Annotated in this window: 11 protein-coding genes, 1 tRNA gene and 1 pseudogene; 7 read left to right on the forward strand and 6 right to left on the reverse strand. The window is 60.5% G+C overall.

Annotated features, from left to right (window positions below):
- Positions 1-275: 275 nt before the first annotated feature.
- Both H9Q75_RS08970 and H9Q75_RS12690 read right to left on the reverse strand, forming a co-directional pair.
- Entirely contained in the window at positions 276-2,318 is a 2,043-nt protein-coding gene (locus tag H9Q75_RS08970; RefSeq protein ID WP_186566277.1) for a serine hydrolase domain-containing protein, read from the reverse strand.
- Between the two features lie 246 nt (positions 2,319-2,564).
- Positions 2,565-3,590: pseudogene (locus tag H9Q75_RS12690) on the reverse strand (CoA transferase).
- Here H9Q75_RS12690 and H9Q75_RS12800 point away from each other — a divergent pair.
- The 3 genes from H9Q75_RS12800 to H9Q75_RS08995 are packed head-to-tail and all read left to right on the forward strand — an operon-like array spanning position 3,571 to position 10,391.
- Positions 3,571-3,912 (forward strand): pyruvate formate lyase family protein, encoded by a 342-nt coding sequence (locus H9Q75_RS12800; RefSeq protein ID WP_186566282.1) that lies wholly within the window; start codon positions 3,571-3,573, stop codon positions 3,910-3,912. The pseudogene H9Q75_RS12690 and the gene H9Q75_RS12800 overlap by 20 nt on opposite strands.
- A 41-nt stretch (positions 3,913-3,953) precedes the next feature.
- On the forward strand, positions 3,954-4,613 hold the full coding sequence (locus H9Q75_RS08990; protein WP_186566284.1) for a hypothetical protein: 660 nt from the start codon (positions 3,954-3,956) through the stop codon (positions 4,611-4,613).
- A 12-nt stretch (positions 4,614-4,625) separates the two neighbouring features.
- Entirely contained in the window at positions 4,626-10,391 is a 5,766-nt protein-coding gene (locus H9Q75_RS08995; RefSeq protein WP_186566286.1) for a PBECR3 domain-containing polyvalent protein, read from the forward strand.
- A gap of 157 nt (positions 10,392-10,548) precedes the next feature.
- Here the strand turns inward: H9Q75_RS08995 and H9Q75_RS09000 are convergent, their stop codons facing one another.
- The 3 genes from H9Q75_RS09000 to H9Q75_RS09010 all read right to left on the reverse strand — a co-directional run bounded on the left by H9Q75_RS09000 (position 10,549) and on the right by H9Q75_RS09010 (position 12,917).
- Positions 10,549-12,087 (reverse strand): zinc-ribbon domain-containing protein, encoded by a 1,539-nt coding sequence (locus H9Q75_RS09000; protein WP_186566288.1) that lies wholly within the window; start codon positions 12,085-12,087, stop codon positions 10,549-10,551.
- 148 nt (positions 12,088-12,235) lie between these two features.
- Positions 12,236-12,312 (reverse strand) — tRNA-Arg (locus H9Q75_RS09005).
- 86 nt (positions 12,313-12,398) lie between these two features.
- A complete protein-coding gene (locus H9Q75_RS09010; protein ID WP_186566290.1) occupies positions 12,399-12,917 on the reverse strand; it encodes a DUF6512 family protein in 519 nt (172 codons plus the stop codon).
- A gap of 69 nt (positions 12,918-12,986) precedes the next feature.
- On the opposite strand from H9Q75_RS09010, the gene H9Q75_RS09015 reads away from it, so the two are divergent.
- From H9Q75_RS09015 to H9Q75_RS09030, 4 genes are all read left to right on the forward strand, one after another.
- Positions 12,987-13,184, forward strand: coding sequence for a hypothetical protein (locus H9Q75_RS09015; RefSeq protein WP_186566292.1), 198 nt, complete (start codon positions 12,987-12,989; stop codon positions 13,182-13,184).
- Positions 13,185-13,194: 10 nt separating this feature from the next.
- A complete protein-coding gene (gene spoIVB / locus H9Q75_RS09020; protein WP_186566294.1) occupies positions 13,195-14,316 on the forward strand; it encodes a SpoIVB peptidase in 1,122 nt (373 codons plus the stop codon).
- Positions 14,317-14,581: 265 nt separating this feature from the next.
- Complete coding sequence (spo0A, locus tag H9Q75_RS09025; RefSeq protein WP_243200770.1) at positions 14,582-15,355, forward strand: sporulation transcription factor Spo0A; 774 nt, start codon at positions 14,582-14,584, stop codon at positions 15,353-15,355.
- A gap of 163 nt (positions 15,356-15,518) precedes the next feature.
- Positions 15,519-16,649, forward strand: coding sequence for a DUF2974 domain-containing protein (locus H9Q75_RS09030; RefSeq protein ID WP_186566298.1), 1,131 nt, complete (start codon positions 15,519-15,521; stop codon positions 16,647-16,649).
- On the opposite strand, the gene H9Q75_RS09035 is transcribed toward H9Q75_RS09030, so the two are convergent.
- Entirely contained in the window at positions 16,606-18,039 is a 1,434-nt protein-coding gene (locus tag H9Q75_RS09035) for an MATE family efflux transporter (RefSeq protein ID WP_186566300.1), read from the reverse strand. The two genes, H9Q75_RS09030 and H9Q75_RS09035, sit on opposite strands and share 44 nt — an antisense overlap.
- Positions 18,040-18,044: the final 5 nt, after the last annotated feature.

Here is an 18,044-nt window from a genome sequence, read left to right on the forward strand (position 1 = left end):
ATCCGCCAGCCCTCGGAGAGGGCCGCGCCGAGTGGCGCGTCTCAGGGCTGCAGAAGGCGGCCCTGGCGCAGGCGGAATTTATTTCCGCCGAGCATGTAAAAGGAAACAGGGTCCCCGCGGGATGGCACATCCCGTGGGGCCGATCCCGGCGGCATTGTGTCCGGTCTGAAGGAGCTGGGCTATACGGTAGAACTGGTTCCCTGAGTGGTCAATTTGTTTCTGATAGAAGAAAAACCCCCTTCCGGCAGTTGCCGGAAGGGGGTTTTTGATATGCATTACTTGCCGCTGCTCAGCGAGAGATAAAAACGCGCCCCGGGATCGCCTGCGAAGACCACCCAGCCGCCGACGGGCAGGACAGCGGAGGTATCCCCATAGGCCCAGGAGGCGGCCACGGGAAGCCCGGCCGCGTCATAGACCGCAAAGCCGCCGGCCTCCGGCAGGCGGACCGCCATGGTCTTGCCAGCTGCCTGCGCGCCGATCTGATACCAGCGGGCATAGCCGTCGGCCTGGATGGTGGACCAGGAGGAGGCGCCCGGAAAGAGGGATTCCGCTGCCGCCGCATCCATGCTGAGGCTTCCACAGGTCTCCAGGTACTCCACACCGGCTTCATCGCGATACAGGGTAACGTTCTGCCAGTCGCGGCCGCCCAGGCCGGGGATTCGGGCCGTGCCTTCGGCGTAGTTTTCATCTACAATGCGGTCAAAGACCATATAGCCGGGCGCATTGACCGGGTCGGTCGCCAGAGCGGCCGCAGGCATGGCGGCGGGATAGCTGATGTTGGTGTACTTCAGGTTCAAAGTCAGGTAGAGCTTGCCGTTCCGCGCGTCCCAGGCCTCCTGCACCTCTGGACCTACCGGGTTTTCCGGCAGCTTCATGTACACATAGGCGGAGCTGGGAAGCTCCCCCAGGCCGGGCAGCTGCGTATAGGCCTTCTGCCAGAGGTAGGTCTGTCCGTTGTCCTCCTGGACAAACTTCACCATCACGCTCTGCTTCTCGTCCCGGAAGGAGCCGTCGCTGTAATAGTACAGGGGGCCGCCAGCGGCGGTCAGGACCCCGTCGGAGCTGACGGTGACCGGTACGGACGAGGTGGAGTCGCCGTATAGACCGGCATAGGCGGTCAGCTGGGCGGGCATGGCGGCCCGCTGAGCGTCCGGCAGGGTGTGGGCGCCCTGCTCCACCTCCACCCCCTGCTCCGCCAGGGCGGCGATCAGAATCTGGGAGGCGGCCATCTCGTTATAGGTGCTCACACCGCCGGAGGAGAGTACGGCCGCAGCAATATGGTATTCCGGCAAGACCACCAGCCCCGCGTGATACAAAATAGTGTCCCCGCCCTTGGTCAGGGCCTGAATGCCGCTGTAGGCGAAGGGATACCAGTGCACGCTGTCCCAGCCCAGGCCGTAGGCCACGGAATCCTCCTCGTCCTCCGGCCAGATGCCGCGGCGGTACTCGTCGGCCATGGAGGCCTTCCGCATGGTCTGGCTGAGCACACCGTTCTCACACCAGACCTGTCCGCCGAACGCGGCCAGATCGGAGGCGGTAGCGTAGACGCCGCCGGTGCCGTGGACGCCCACCGTCTCCGGGGGCAGGGCGGGGGAGTCTCCCCCGGCGGCCAGATAGGTCCTGGCCAGACGGCCGGAGTCAAAGTCCCCGCCGGGGAAATAGGTGTCCTCCAGACCGGCGGGGGCCAGGATCTCCTGCTGGATGTAGCAGTCAAAGTCCATCCCGCTGACCGCCTCCACCACCAGCTCCGCCAGGGTGAAGCCGTCGTTGCAGTAGACGCTGAACGCGCCGGGATCGTCCTTGAGCACCTGGGATTCCAGCTCCTCCAGCAGGGTGTCCGCGGCCGCAGTGTCCGGGTCGTCCAGTAGGAAGGCGTTGGCCAGGGTGGAGCCCGCCAGGCCGGAGGAGTGGTTGAGGAGCATCCGCACTGTAATGTCCCGGTAACGCTCGTCCGCCATGCGGAAGTTGGGAAGGTAGCCGCAGACCGGCTTGTCCAGCTCCAGCTTGCCCGCGTCCGCCAGACGGAGGACTGCGGCGGCGGTGTAGACTTTGCTCACCGAGCCGATCCCGTAGAGAATGTCATCGGTCAATGCCCGGTTTTCCGTGCGGGAGTAGTTGCCCGCATGGCCGGTCAGGGTGATTTCCCCGTCCTGCCACAGGGCGTATTGGACGCTCTGGGCGCCGCCGTAGTTCAGGGCTGCCTCAGCGGCCGCCTGGGCGGCCTGTGCCGCGGCGGAGGGCTCCGCCGCGCCCGCGGGCAGGACCAGCATGGAGCAGAGCAAGGCGGCTGCCAGCAGAGAGGAAAGGATCCGTTTCATAGAATGCCTCCTTTTGTTTGATTCCGGAACTGAGCATACACCCTCCACCAGATGGAAGGTCAAGGTCTGTTTCCTTCTTTTCTCCAGCCAAGTATATCATATCAGAGCGGAGAAGGATAGAGTGAGCCTGTGCGGGAATTCGTTTTTACGAGAAAACGCCTTTTTCACCAGTTTGCCCGAATTTGTGGGGCATAATTTGTCCCCGCCGGGAGGGCAGTGTGCCTGCTCCCGGCGGGGACGCTGTACTTATTTAATTTGGCTCTCCTGCCGCATCCTTTGGATCTCCTCCTGCGTGTAACCCAATTGCAGTAGGATTGCCGTGGTGTGCTGCCCCACGCCGCCCAAAGGGACAGTGTGGCGCTGGGCATAGCCGCTCAAGTGCAGCGGCGGCCGGGGAATGGCGTTTTTCGTGCCGTTTGCAAAGGTAATTTCCTCCAGCACGTCCTCAATGCCCAGCACCTTGGCGTAGCGGGGGAAATTCTTATCATAGCCGATGCCCACTAGGGCCAGCCATTCGCCGTCCTTGCAGCGGTAGTCGTGCACCACCGGGCTGCCCGGGCGGTCTATATCCTCTGGCATTTTATGCAGCGCGGGCGCCTGGGCGCAGACGATGGACTGGGCGTTGACCCACATGCTGGTGCCGAAGAGGGAGTTGGTGACCAGCGTGCCGTGCCCGGTCTTTTCACGGCCCAGCAGGGCGGTGAGGATCCCGCCGTAGATCAGCAGACCGGTGACCATGTCGCCGTAGCCGCCGGAGGCGCGCACGGGGAAGCTGCCCTCCTCCACCCAATCTACCCGGGCGCCCACCCGCGACTAGAAGGCCGCGATGTCAAAGCCGGGCCGGTTGGCGTCCGGCCCCCGGTGTCCGTATCCGGTGAAGTGGCAGTAGATCAGCCGGGGAAAGCACTCCTTCAGAGACTCATAATCCAGCCCCATTTTTTCTAGAGACCGCATGCGCACATTGCTCACAAATACGTCCGCCTGCTGCAGCTGCTGGAGCAGGATCCGCTTTTCCTGCTCGGTCTCGGGGTCCAGCGCGATCAGGCGCTTGCCACTATTCTGGATGGTAAAGACCGGATTGGAGAAATTGTCGATGCATAGGTTGACGTTGTGGCCTGACCTGCGCCAGTCGTCGCCGATAAGGGTTTCCACCTTGACCACGCCTGCGCCGTACTCTGCTCTCCCGTTTCGGCATCGGCTTTGGCTGCGGCACCTACTACGGCGGCATCCCCATAGAGCTGGCCCGGGAATAGTGGGCTCCGCGCAGCCCACTATTCCCGGCTATATGCACGGCTGGTACGACTCCGGCTACATCTGCCTGCCCTATACCATGCAGCTGACCCTGAACAACGGCCGAGACTGGGTGGACGACGCGCCCATTGGCGCCCCTACCAGCTATCTGAAGGACATGCGGGACATGGACGACGTAATGCACGCCGTGGAGGAACAGTTCCGCTTCTGGATCGACAACTTTGTCAATACCTACAACAAGATTGACGAGGCCGAAATGGAGTTCAAACACCTGCCCCTCCTGTCCATGCTCTATAACAACTGCATTGAGACAGGCACGGATATCGTCATGGGCGGCGGCTGACGGGAGATATTTCCATCGCCCAGCAGGCGGCCCAGCTGGCCATGGACAAGCTGTCCACCTACGGCAATCTGGTGGCGCAGATGCAGACGCAGCGGAATTGGGCTGATGAATCGTGGTTTAACCGGCAGCAGGCGGATATTGCCAACAGCCAGTGGCAGCAGAGCTTCAGCCGCCAGCAGCTGCTGGACGAGCTCAGCCGGGAGGATGTGTCCTATGACCGGAAGTGGCAGATCGCACAGTATCTGTACGAGAACACCGGAGACGCCAGCGCCTTCCGGTCCCTTGGGCTGAGCGACGCGGAGATCGCCGCCCTGACGAGCTCTTACGCGGCGGCGCTGCAGCAGAAGCGCGGCGGCGGGAGCTCGGGCGGGAGCGGAGGCTACAAGCCGGTGCTCACCTACAACCAGGTGATGGACGCGGTGGACCGTGGGAACATCACGCCGCAGGTGGAGAAGGACTATAAGTATTACATGGGGACGGAGTATGATACCGGGACAGAGAATGAGGGCGGGCTGAGTGAAGCGGCGCTTGCCCTGAAGGCTCAGCTGGAAAGCCCGGCGCTGGATCGGACCGACCTGTTTGGAGACCAGGCGAAGGAAACGCCGCAGACCAACCGGAAAAACCTGATTGAGCGGGCGGTATCCAGCGGGAGAATCACAGAGAAAGAGGCCATGGCGCTGCTGGACTACTTTGGCCTTTAAGGAGATGTACGGATGACGGCATTTGAGAGGCGGCTGAAGCAGGCGGAGGAGAACGCGGCCCGGCAGGATGCGGCAGCGGCAAAAGCCCGCAGAACAGTTTCCACTGGTTTGGCCAAGGCGTCCACGGAGAAAACCGGAAGGGCGACCAATGCCGCGGGGATTACCACGCTTCCGGTATTTCAGGGCGCCGACGGGGCATTTTCGGGCACGGGTGCGGACCGTGGGACAAGCTCCAGCGGGCTGAAAACGGGGGTGAATCGTGGAGCGCTCACGCAGGAGCGCCACGCGGCTGCAACCGCAGGAAAGACCCTGCTGCCCGGCCGGGAGAAAGGGATACAAATGGGCTTTTCCCAAGGACTTGGTTATGGGACGGAACGGGCCGGGGCGGCCCTGCTGGGCGCGGGAGAGAATGTAACGGACCTGATCGGGACAGGATTCTACAAGGGACTACAGGGGATTACATCCCTGGGCGGTCTGGCAAAGAATCCGGTTTCCGAGTGGGCCGGGCGGGAGGCGGACGCCTTTTTAGACAATAGCGTGACACGCGATTGGGAGGAAGATATTCGGGCGCGCTATCAGCCCACCAGGGAAGAGGAACAATTGACCGGGCTGGGTCAGACGGTGGTGCAGATGCTGCCCGCCATCGCCACGGGAAGCGTGGCGGCCAAGGTTCTGGGGACAGGGCTGAAGGCGGGACAGGCGGCAAATGCGGGCGCCAATGTCAGCCGGGCGGTATTCGGGCTCCAGGCCGCCGGAGGCGGGGCCAACGAGGCGCGGCAGGAGGGGGCGGACGCCGGGCGGGCGCTGGCCTACGGCGCGGCCTCCGGCCTGCTGGAGACGACCATTGAGAGCATTGCCGGCGGCATCCCGGGAATGGGGGAGGGCAAGCTCCGGGGCATTGCGGAGGCCGTCAAGGCCAGCCCCATTGTGAGCCGCGTGCTGGACATCGCGGGGGAGGGCGGCGAGGAAGCGCTGAGCGCCATCCTCTCCCCCTATCTGAAGCGGGCCATGTACGACCCGGACGCGGAGAACGCCACGGCGGAGGAGATCGCCCAGAGCGCCCTGCTGGGCGCGGCGGCGGCCGGGGTGCTGCAGGTGGGTCTGGAGCTGCCGGGCGCGGTATCCGACGTGCGCAGCGCCCGGGCGGAAGTGGGAAGCGGCGCGGACATCCTGTCCAGGGTCAACCAGCGGCTTGCACAGCCGGGGCAGGTGGCGGCGGATTTTCAGGGGTTACCCATGTTTGAGCAGAGTCCGTTTGAGGGGCTGCCCAGCTTCCGGCGCAGGAGCGTGGAGCCATTGCCCGACTTCCGGCAGGCGCAGGCATCTGTGGACACCCAGGGGCAGAATGCGGTCTCTGATGGCGCTGTGGAGGCCACAGGGCAAAACAAAACCGCCTCCACGGGGGAGACGGACGTTGAAAACGAAACCTTGATGGAGAAGGACAGCAGTGTATCTCAGCTCCAGAATGAGGGAACGCCGTCTGGAAGGCAAGAGCATGGGCCGTCTGCAAGCGGCGGAGGCCGGAATATAACGGTCCCCTTCAACGGGACGCCATACAGAAACGATAAGTCTTACCGCTGTGTGTACGCGGGGGAATCTCCCATATCCAGCGAGGTTGGATATGGGATGTTCGCAGACGACGCTCCAAGCACTGATATGTACGGAGATGACCTCTATGTGGTGGATCACGCTTCGCTCCCCAGCATCAATGACGTCAAGCCTGCAATCGCAGAAGCCTGGGACAAGGCAGTTGAGGATTGGGCGCTCCCACCCTCTCTTGATGCTCTGTCCGAGTATTGGAGCGGCGCAGAGATCGCGGAAGATTTTGACCCGAAGAACATTATTGACGGAGCCGGGGCATGGGATAACCCGGATCTGGTGACATGGGCATTTGACAATGGGTTGTTTGACGATATCCCCGGCGTCAAGACTTCGGATGGCGCGATTGTGTGGGACGCAGAGACGGTAAAGCGCGGGGACAAGAACGCGGAGGTCTGGGGGCAGGAGGACGAACCTGGGCAGAACATCGGCGGCGTATTCCCCAAGGACAGCACGGGGGATGCGGGGACTGGGCTTATTCCGATGACTGAGCAGGCTGTGAACCGCCTGTCTACAGGAAAGAAAAATATCATAGCAAGAACGGCTGCGGATATTGTCTCCTTTGTAAAGCAGGCATTAGGTAAGAAGGGCGGATCAGAGCGGCTTTATATGGGAACGCTTCCGGAGACTGCGGCGGCTACCATCAAGAAAAATACTGGAGTGGATGTCAGCGGTTACACGGCAATCCTTCCTGGAGACTCCGTACAGCATATCTTTAATCATCACGGAGACACCGAGTCAGAGGCAGCGCGTGGTCAGAGGGCCGTTACTGCGGAAGATATTGCATTGATCCCCCAAGTTCTTGCTTCCCCTGACAAGGTTTCCCTTTCTTCGGAGAGAGATATGTTTGGACGGCCTGTTCTGCTGTTTTCTAAGCAGATCGGAGATACACTTATTACGGCTCAGGCAGTAACTGATGGACGACACGCGCTTACAACAAATTCCCTTTGGATAAAAAAAGGGAAGAACCGGCCAACAATCCCCGATGCCGGAAATCAAACCGGCCCCGTGGCAAACGTCCAAAACGCACTGTCGCAAGGTTCTTCCATTGACCCCATTATACGCCAAGCGGCGGATGGTGTCAACTCTGATTCTGCCCAGAATTGGGATGAAGTAACCGGTGGAAGGCAGCTGGAGGCGCCGGGCGGAGTTGACAGGGCGGGGCCGGAGAACGCCGTAGGCGCGGCGCGGTATGGGTTTGACCCGTACAGCCATCTGCTGGGGCGGTATGGGGCCATAGAGCCTGGGGAAACGCCCGCCCGTGTGGTGGACGTGCCGCGGCAGACCACGGAGCGGGACCGGGTGTCCCTGACGGCCCGGACGGTGATGGAGGCGGCGGCCACGCCGGAGGAGTTTGTGCCGGAGATTGCGGAGCAGCTGGTGAACGGGGCGTTTTCCTATCTGCCCATATCCAACCAGAAGCGGGCCGACCGGGCCGCGGCCAGGATACAGCGGACGGGGTACGCCGACGCGCTGGCGAATTGGAGCGGCCAGGTGCGCAGCGGAAAGACCTCCGCGGACCTGGTGGCCACCGGCGCGCAGTTGTACAACGCCGCGGTCAACGCCGGGGACACCGCCCGGGCCATGGAAATTCTGCACGACTATATACAGGCCATCCGGTCCGGGGCCCAGGCGACCCAGGCGGCCCGCATCCTGAAAACCCTGACGCCGTCGGGGCAGCTGTACATGCTGCAGAAGGAGGTCAACAGCCTCAACGACAGCCTGGGGGAGCGGACCCTGAAAAAACTGCGCAGGGGCGGGGAGGAGAAGGGGATTGTCCTGGACGAGGCTTTGGCGGACGCGTTTTTGAACGCCCCGGACGAGTCTGCCCAGGAGGCCGCCTATGACCGGCTGATCCAGAGCGTGGCCGACCAGATTCCGCCCACCTTCGCGGATAAGTGGAATGCGTGGCGGTACATGGCGATGCTGGCCAATCCCCGGACGCACATTCGGAACATTGGGGGCAATGTGGGGTTCCAGCCGGTGCGGTGGACCAAGGACCGGCTGGCCGCGGCCATCGAGGCGGGGGTATCCGCGGCCAGCGGCGGGCAGCTTCAGCGCACCAAGTCCTTTGCTGCGGCGCCGGAGCTGTACCGGGCGGCCTGGAACGACTGGGCTAATGTGAAGGACACGTTGTCCGGCAGCAAATACGACGACCTAAAGAGCGAGATCAACAGCCGCAGGCGGGTGTTCCAGTCCGCCCCGCTGGAGGCGGTACGGAAGGGCAACTCCAACCTGCTGGAGCTGGAGGACGCCATTTTCAAGCGGGTGACCTACACCGACGCCCTGGCCGGATTCCTCCAGGCCAACGGGGTAAGCGCGGAGCAGCTGAGGAGCGGCCAGGCGGACAGCGCCGTTCTGGAGCGGGCCAGGGCCTACGCCGGGCGGGAGGCGCTGCGGGCGACCTATCAGGACCGCAACGCCGTGTCCGACGCCGTGGTGCGCGGGGTGCGGGCGCTGGGTCCCTTCGGGGAGGCGGTGCTGCCCTTCAAGCGCACGCCGGCCAATATCCTGGTGCGTGGGGCGGAGTACAGCCCCCTGGGGCTGGCCAAGGCCCTGACCTATGACCTGCGCCAGGTGCAGCAGGGCAAAATGACGGGGGCGGACGCAATTGACAACATCGCCGCCGGGCTGACCGGCACGGGGCTGATGGCGCTGGGCGCGGCGCTCTTTTCCCTGGGGCTGGTGACCGGGGGCGGGGGCGGAGACGAGAAGCAGGCCGCCCTGGACCAGCTGACCGGCGGGCAGAACTACGCCCTTAATCTCCCGGACGGCACGTCGGTTACCCTGGACTGGCTGGCCCCGGAGGCGCTGCCCTTTTTTATGGGAGTGGAGCTGATGGACGCGCTGGGAGAGAACGGGGCCAGCTCGGACGACATCTTCAACGCCATTTCCTCCGTATCCGAGCCCATGCTGCAAATGTCCATGCTGCAGTCTTTGAACGACCTGATTGACAGCGTGAGCTATGTGGACAGCGCCGGGAAGCTCCAGGCCCTGGCGGCTTCCGCCGTGGTCAGCTACTTCTCCCAGGCCATTCCCACCATTGGGGGTCAGATTGAGCGCACGGCGGAGGAGCGGCGCATGAGCACCTACACGGACAAGTCCCTGCCGCTGCCCACGGACGTGCAGTATGCCCTTGGGCGGGCCAGCGCGCGCATACCCGGCTGGGACTACCAACAGGTGCCCTTTATCGACGCATGGGGGCGGCAGGAGGGCAGCGACCCGCAGCCCCTGCGGACCTTCAACAACTTCCTTAACCCCGCCTACACCTCCACCCGGAATGTGACGGCCGCGGACGAGGAGGTACAGAGGCTGTACGACGCCACCGGGGACGGCGGGGTGATCCCGGAACGGCCAAGGCGGTACATTATTGTGGACGGGGTGCGCAAGGACCTCACCGGCGAGGAATATGTGGAGTACGCCACCCTGCGGGGGCAGACGGCATACGGGCTTATGGAGGATTTGCTGGACAGCCGGAGCTATCACAGCATGAGCGACGAGGAGAAGGCCGGAGCGGTGGAACTGGTATACAGCTACGCCGACGCACTGAGCAAGGCCGCCGTGAGCGACTACCGGCCGGAGGACTGGGTGACGGAGGCCGGAGCGGCCCAAAGGACCCTGGGCCTGTCCACGGCGGATTACCTGGTCCTGCGGAAGCGCTACGGGGCCGCGCTGAGCGGCGACAAGGTGCGGGAGGCCTACCGGCAGGGCATGGAGGCGGAGGAATACCTGGAGTATGCCGCCGGGGCTAAGGGCTACAACGAGGAAGCGCGCAGGCCGGGAGCAGGGGCGGATGGACCGGAGCGAGGAGGAGAAACCGAAGGGCCGCGAAGCGGGCCTGTTTCGAGTCCGAAACGGAGGGAAGCCGGCCCGGCCGCGAGCGAGCCGGAGCGTGACAACGAGGACGAAAAGGGAGGCCTGACCATTGCCGAGAACGCAAAGGCCATCACGCAGAGCGGGCTGAGCAAGGCGAATCAGGAGATTGCCTGGGCGCTAGCCTACCCGGAATGGCCGGAGAAGGCGGAGGAGGCCGGGCTGTCCATGGCGGAGTACATCCAGTACAAAACGGCCACCTATGGATGCAAGAAAAAAGCTGAAAAGCTGGCCGCCCTGCGGGAAGCTGGGCTGCCAGTGGGGTGGTATTACAAGGTGGAGTTATGCAAAGCGCATGTGCCTTAAAAAGCTCCACCACCCTTTCCACCGCAAAAAGTGTTTTAATGAGCTGGAAAGTGCATTTTCTGCAAGTATGATAAAAACATAAAAATCCACGCAAAGCATTGATTTTACAAAGCTTTGCGTGGATTTTTACTTGTGTAATCCAAACACTATAGATGCCCTAAAACAATTGAGTGCTCTCTGTGTTGTCACAATATCTCCAAATGTAGCCGCCCGCTTGTTTTCGACCATCACCACGGCAAACAGAAGAAATATTGCCGGAGCTAATCCCCGTCATTCTGGACGCTTCAGATATAGAGGGAAAGTTTTTAACGATTTTGTGAGTGTCCACGTCTATCATTTGTACTCTTTTACTCTTTGCTGAGGAACTTTTCTTTATCCCACATTTAGGGCAACCCGTTCCGGACACTCTATGTCCGATTGTTGTTCGATATTCGTTTTGACATGTTGGGCATACCCAGTAGACGCTAATATCAGAATGTGGGAAAACATCATGCGGCGTCAAATCTTTATTTTTAATGGGATGCCATTCTTTTGCGATTTCGGGGAATAGTTCTCCAAATGAGCCATTTTTGATAGCCGTCATGTAAGAACGGATTTCCATTTCATCTCGCTTGATGTTGATATCAACAGGGCTATGAAAAGCCAACGGATTATTTCTCGTCCAAAAGTTTGTTTCTGGGTCGATTTTATCTAACAAATAACGAATCACTTTTTCCAACTGATTGTGTTCATACATATTTCCGTCAATTCCAAGATATTCATCAGCAGTATACTTCGCTTGATCCGTCATTTTTTCTTTTAGACGCAGTAGTTTGATTCCGTTTTCTTGACATATTGCATATTTTTTTAGTTCTCTTTCATGTTTATCTGCTTTATGCCACGCCTCTCCGTCATATTCGATGGCCAGTTTTATTGATGGTATATAAATATCCAGCTCCATACTGTTTTCGAAAATCTCATTATATCTGTTGATAGCATCTGGAAAAGCTTTCTTGATGTAATAAAAGATGGCTTGTTCAGCAAAAGAAGTTTGCCTGCCGGAATTGCAGTAAGGGCAATTTGTCCCTCCGCTTCGATGATTAACTGTTGCTTGATAGTCATGACCATTTGAACACTGCCACCAGACTTTTTTACCTTGTCCAAAAGTAACCATTTCTGGTGTCAGTTCACCATTTTTTGTTGGATGCCATTCAGACGCCAATTGTGGATGCGTCGTTGCAAGGTCATTAATACCGACTACAACTGTCTTACCCGCACAACAAGGACAACCTCTGCCGATTGCTCTATTGCTGATTTTAGCCTTATAGCTATACCCACACTTTCGGCACTTCCAAAATACACTCGCATTACTTTTAGCTGTGTATTCTGAGGGGAGATTTTTGTTTTTCTTGTAATCCCATTCGTTCAACAATAACCCGTTAGTAATTGATCCGTTTTTTGTAAGTGCTTGTTTATGCCGAATGCTTCCGCGTTTTATTCTGGCACAAGCAGGACATCCGCTCTTTCGGTCTCCAGTCCGATAGCGAATCTTTGTATCCCACCTATAGCCACATACGGAACAAATCCAACTTGCACATTCTGTTGAGCCCCAAAAGTAGTTCTCGGGCAAACCATGATTCTTTTCATAATCCCATTCTGCAGCGATTTCCGGGGCAACAGTCTTTAAATCATTCTTTCCTATTATGACTTTTTTCATATTCTGCCCTCAAAAGCAATTGAAAAGGTAAACCATACTCTTATTGTCTCTATAATATCACAGTTTTCGTACCATTTACACCTAAAAACAATAAAATAGCAGATGCCACTGGCTAAAAGCCAGTGGCATCTACATCGTTTGGATTTTATGGTACGGCCGAAGGGACTCGAACCCCCAGCATTCAGAACCGGAATCTGACGCTCTATCCAATTGAACTACGGCCGCGAACTGACACGTTCCTCAACGTGCCAGATTATTATAGCAGTCTTTTGGGCATTTGTAAAGTATAAAGTTTTGTGTTTTCCAATGCTTCAGCAGGGCAGGGTGCTCCAGGTATTGGCCCCGGATAGGTCGGTAAAGAGAATCATGGACGGCGGCAGAAAGGTAAAGAGCACCAGAGCGACCCCCAGCGCGGCGGCGAGCAGAACCAGCACAGGCGCATGTGCTGCCCAGCGGGAAGATGGAAGCGCGGTGGGCAGAAGGAGAACCAGCGCCATCAGCGCCACATAGAGGATAATATCAAATCCGGGAGATTCCCCGCCCAGAATCACATGGTAGATATATCCCACCAAGAGCATCAGCCCGGCCCCTGCCAGCAGCGCCAGGCAGCGCGCGCCCAGCACACCCGGCTCCTGCCTCCGGGAGAGCAGCAGAGAGGCGATCAGGGCGGGCCAATAGAGAATCTTCACGTGCTCCCAGAGACTTTCGTTCACGGGAGAGAAGAGCGCTGTGAAGGCACAGGGAAAGAGTGCATACACGAAATGAAGACAGGCCCCGATCAGAGTGGCGGCGATGAAGGTCAGAAGGACCGGCTTAGTCAGGCGCGACATGGGCGATACCCCCTTGTTCTTTTTCTGTACAGCCTATGCCGGTCCCAGGTGGAATAGACCGGCCCGGCCATGGAGCGGTGGCCGGCGGATTTTAAAATTTTTGCGGAAAAAGCGGCAGAAAAAGGGCGCTTGGCAAAGAAAATGCCTGCCATTGCAGGACATCCAGGTTTCTCCAAGACAAAGGTGTGTTTCATTGCCAGCGGGGCGGCGCACAATTTCGGTCATATTAAAACAGGCGCCAAAAGCGCCCGTTTTGATTTTGAATAGGGGTGGTTGCATGAAGGAGGAACAAAAGGTGTGGCCCTGGGCGGCGGGGCTCATCGCCTGTGTGCTGGCGGCGGCGCTGCTGTGTGCCTGGTTTCCGCTCCAGAGCCATGGAGCGCTGCCGGCGGCAGGCAGTGTAGGAACGGCGCTGGAAGAGGTAAAGCCCGCGCCGGCGGCGGCGGAGCACCCGGCGGTGGGCCGCACCGTGGTGCCGCTTGGCCGGGCGGTGGGCATTAAGCTCTTTTCCGACGGAGTTATGGTGGTCGGATTTTCGGAAATTGCCACGGAAGGCGGAGCCAGCGTGCCTGCCCGCGACTGCGGACTGAAGGCGGGAGATATCATCACGCATATCAACAGCTCGGAGGTGGACACCATCGAGCAGGTGCAGCAGGTGCTCCAGGAAGTAGGCGGGGACAAAATGAGCATCCGCGCCACCCGGGGGGAAAAGCAGGTTCAGGTGACGGCCCAGGCGGTGCAGTGCAGCGCGGACGGCCAGTATAAGCTGGGGGCCTGGATTCGGGACTCCATGGCGGGCATTGGGACCATGACTTTCTATGATCCGGAATCCGGTGTCTTTGGGGCGCTGGGCCACGGGATCAACGACGTGGACACCGCGCTGCTCATGCCGCTGGAATCCGGATCCATCATGTATGCGGAAGTCACCGATGTGCAGAAGGGCGAGAGCGGTGCCCCTGGTGAGCTCCACGGGGCTTTTCAGGTTTCCAGGGACCTGGGCGCGCTGTACGCCAATACCCAGAGCGGTGTGTTCGGCACGCTGAGCGACGAAGCTATGGCCGGTTCCATGCCCGCAGTGGAGGTGGCTTCCCGCAGTGAGGTAAAGACCGGAAAGGCCACCATTCTCTCCAACATTACCGGAGACAAGGTAGAGGAGTACGCAGTGGAGATCACCCGGGTTTACCCGGCGGCCGCGGGTGAGACGCGCAATCTCATGCTCAAGGTGACCGATCCCCGGCTGCTGGAGGCCACGGGCGGAATTGTTCAGGGCATGAGCGGAAGCCCCATCCTGCAGAATGGAAAGCTGGTTGGCGCTGTGACCCACGTGCTGGTAAACGACCCGACCCAGGGATATGGTATTTTGGCCGAGAACATGACCTCTGCCGCCGGCGCAGCATAAGAGGAACTCAAAAAGGGACCGCTTTTAAGCGGTCCCTTTTTGAGCGTGGGGAGAGAAAAAGCCCGGTACAGCCGGCCCGACCGTGTTTACATTGCATCGCTGTCAATACGATTATGCGGATCAGGTCGAAGAGGGTCGAATTTTTATTAACCAAAAAATGGCAATTAAAGCTTGCGTTTGCTGTCTGATTATGGTAAATTATAGGCAACCGGTAAGCTGCCATGGCGAAATGATAACGAAGCAACTGCAGGAAAGGGTAACGAAGATGGAGAATAAGAAGCGCATTTTGCTGGCGGACGCCAGTGAGGAGTTCCGCCGCCTGTTTGCGGGTGCGGTGGCGGAGGAACCGGATATGGAGCTGGCGGGCGAGACGGAGGATGGGCAGGAGCTGCTCCGTCTGGTCAAGGAGTTGGAACCGGATGTAGTGGTAATGGACCTGGTACTCTCCCATATGGATGGGCTGGAGGTGCTTTCCGCCATGACCGCTCTGCCGATGCGGCCCAAAGTGCTGGTGCTTTCCGGGTTTGCCCGGGGAAATATGGCGGAGTTGGCGGCGGGGCAGGGCGCCGACTACTACATGATGAAGCCCTGCAGAATGGCCACTGTGATTGAGCGGGTGCGTCAGCTGATGACCAGGGCTGGGGACAACGGCGGCGCGGGAGATTCCTGGTCAGCCAATCAGGCTGAAAATCTGGAGACCACGGTTACCGGGATTATCCATGAAATCGGGGTTCCCGCCCATATCAAAGGCTACCAGTATCTGCGCGAGGCGATTATCATTGCCGTAGAGGACATGGAGGTCATCAACGCAGTGACCAAGATCCTCTATCCGGAGGTGGCAAAGCGCTTCGGCACCACTGCCAGCCGGGTGGAGCGTGCCATCCGCCACGCCATTGAAGTGGCCTGGGACCGGGGAGACCTGGAAACCCTGCAGAAATACTTCGGCTATACGGTATCCAACGCCAAAGGCAAGCCGACAAATTCTGAGTTTATTGCCATGATCGCGGATCGCCTTCAGCTTCAGCGGCGCGAGCGGTAAAGAAAACCATGAAAAACGCCCGCCTTCCGGGAACCTGCGGTTCTCCGGGGGCGGGCGTTCTGTGTCCGCATGATTCACAAGCGCGTGTATTTGTGGTATTCTTGTGGCAATGGGGGTGCAGAGCGTACAGGTGCCTGCCGAAAACGCAAAGGGAGTGTGGCCCATGGCCAATGTATTTGACTATCTGATCTGGCGGGGAGATCTGTCCCTGTCTGCGGCGCCCTTTCAACGGGTGGACGCCCTGATTTTGACCTGCCTGTCCTATGCGCCCCTGGACGGCCTGGTGCCGCCCGAAGGAATCTCCCTCCGGGCGGCGGCGGAGTCCTATTTTACTGCCAACGGCTGGCCCGAGGAGAAGCGGCGGGCGGATTTTGAGGAAAATACCCTGCTGTTTTGGGCTGCATTGGCCCGCAGCGTGCGCTTTGGCGGTATGAGGCTGAAAGATTATGTCAATCAAATAGATCCGGAAAAGGAGCAGCAGTTCTCCGCCGTGACGGTGGAGCTGGGGGAGGCGGGGACCTTTGCAGCCTTTCGGGGGACGGACAACACCCTGGTGGGCTGGAAGGAGGATTTCAATATGGGGTATTGCGCCCGGGTGCCCTCCCAGCAGGCGGCCGCGGTCTACTTGGAGCGGACCGCGGCGTTGAGTACCGGCCCCCTGTGGGCCGGAGGACACTCCAAGGGGGGCAATCTGGCGGTGTACGCTGCGGCCAATTGTTCGCCCGCGGTGCGGGCGCGGCTGGCGGGGGTTTACAACAACGACGGACCCGGCTTCTGCGGCAACGCCCTGGACCGGGCGGGGTATGAGGCGGTGCGCGGCCGCATTCACACCTTTGTTCCCCAGACCTCGGTGGTGGGAATGCTCCTGGACCACGAGGAAGAGTACACGGTGGTGTGCAGCGACCAGACCGGTATCCTCCAGCACGACCCCTATTCCTGGCAGCTGAAGGGGCCGGACTTTGACTGCCTGGAGGAGGTGGACGGAACCAGCCGCTTTGTGAGCCTGACCCTGAAGGAGTGGATCGCGGGCCTGGACGGCCCCCGCCGGGCAGAATTTGTCGACGCCCTCTTTGAGGTGCTCTCCGCCGCAGGGGAGCAAGTCAGTCCCCTGCCAACCCTTACCCCGGAGTGGTTCCGCCAGGCCGGAGCGGTGCTGGACAGGCTGCGCACCGTGGACCGGGAGACCAGGCATATTATTTTTCAAGTGCTGGGCGAACTGCTGAAGGCGGCGCAGAGAAACGTTCCGGAGCTCATTGGAGCTCATCTGGTCCGGCGGGAGGAGGCGCAGCAGTAGCGCTGCTCCGCAGCCCGCATTTCAGCTCCCACGCGCCGCTCTTCCAGCGCAGGGCGCTGAGCAGGCCACGCAGGTTCAGCTCAATGGTCATGGCAATCCAAACGCCGGCCAGCCCCAGCTTGGCCCAGTAAACCAGGGCGAAGGCCAGCGGGACCCGCAGACCCCACATGCCCGCCAGTCCCACCACCATGGGAAAGCGCACGTCCCGGGCGCCCCGCAGGGCGCCGAAGAGGATGATGGACACGGCGAACAGCGGCTCGGCAAAGGCAACGATGCGCAGCATGACTGTGGCCTCCGCCACCACCAGCGGGTCGGTGTTGAACAGGGCGGCCAGCTGGGGGGCGAACACGAACAGGGCTGCCCCGGTGGCCAGGCACATCCAGAAGCCCAGCCAGCCCGCCAGACGGCCATAGGCTCCGGCCTCCGTCCGGCTGCGGGCGCCCACGGACTGGCCCACCAGCGCCACGGCGGCATAGGAGATGCCGTAGGCGGGCAGGTAGCACACCCCTTCGGCGGTGGTGGCGATCTGGTGGGCGGCCAGAGAGACGGTGCCCAGAGAGGCCACCAGGGCGGTCATGGCGATCTGTCCCAGGTTAATAGTAGCCCGCTCGATGGCGGTGGGCACTCCCAGATAGACCGCCTGGCGGATGATGGACCCGTCGGGGCGGCGGCACTCCCGCAGGGCAATGCGGAACCGGCCCTGCCGGACGCCGGCGGCGAGCATGGCCACGCCGGCAAAGGTCAGCGCAATGGCGGAGGCGGTGGCCGCGCCGGCCGCCCCCAGTCCGGCGCCGGGGATGGTGACGGTCCGCCCCAGCACGCTGGCCGGGCGGGTGGGGTAGATGAGGAAAAAGTTCAGAATCACATTAATGACATTGGCCGTTGTATTGAAATACAGCGGTGTTTTTGTGTTGCCCATACAGCGCAGAATGGCGGAAAAGATAGAGCCGGCGGCCACAAAGGGGGCGGCGAGGGTATACAGCCGCAGGTAAAGAGAGGCCTGGGGCAGCACGTCGGGCTCCGCGCCCAGCCAGCGGGGGAGGGATCCGGCCAGCAGCTGATAGACGGCCAGGGCAAGCAGTCCCACCACAGCGGCGGCCAGCACGCCCTGCCGGACCACTTGGCGCACCCGCTCGTCATCCCCGGCGCCGATGGCGTGGGAGACCTGGACAGAGTAGCCAACGCCAACGCTCATCAAAAAGCCGTTGAGCAGCCAGATGGCCGCGGCATTCACCGATACGGCGGCCGTGCCCGCCGCGCCCAGCACGCCCACCATGGCGGTGTCCGCGTAGCTGACCATGATGGCCAGAATCTGCTCAATGATTGCCGGCCAGGACAGACGCCACATGCGGCGCAGGTGGCTCTGCCCGGCGGATTCCAAGAGGCTCATAAAGC

This window comes from Lawsonibacter celer, assembly GCF_014281125.1.
In the GTDB taxonomy this organism is placed as follows: Bacteria; Bacillota; Clostridia; order Oscillospirales; family Oscillospiraceae; genus Lawsonibacter_B; species Lawsonibacter_B celer.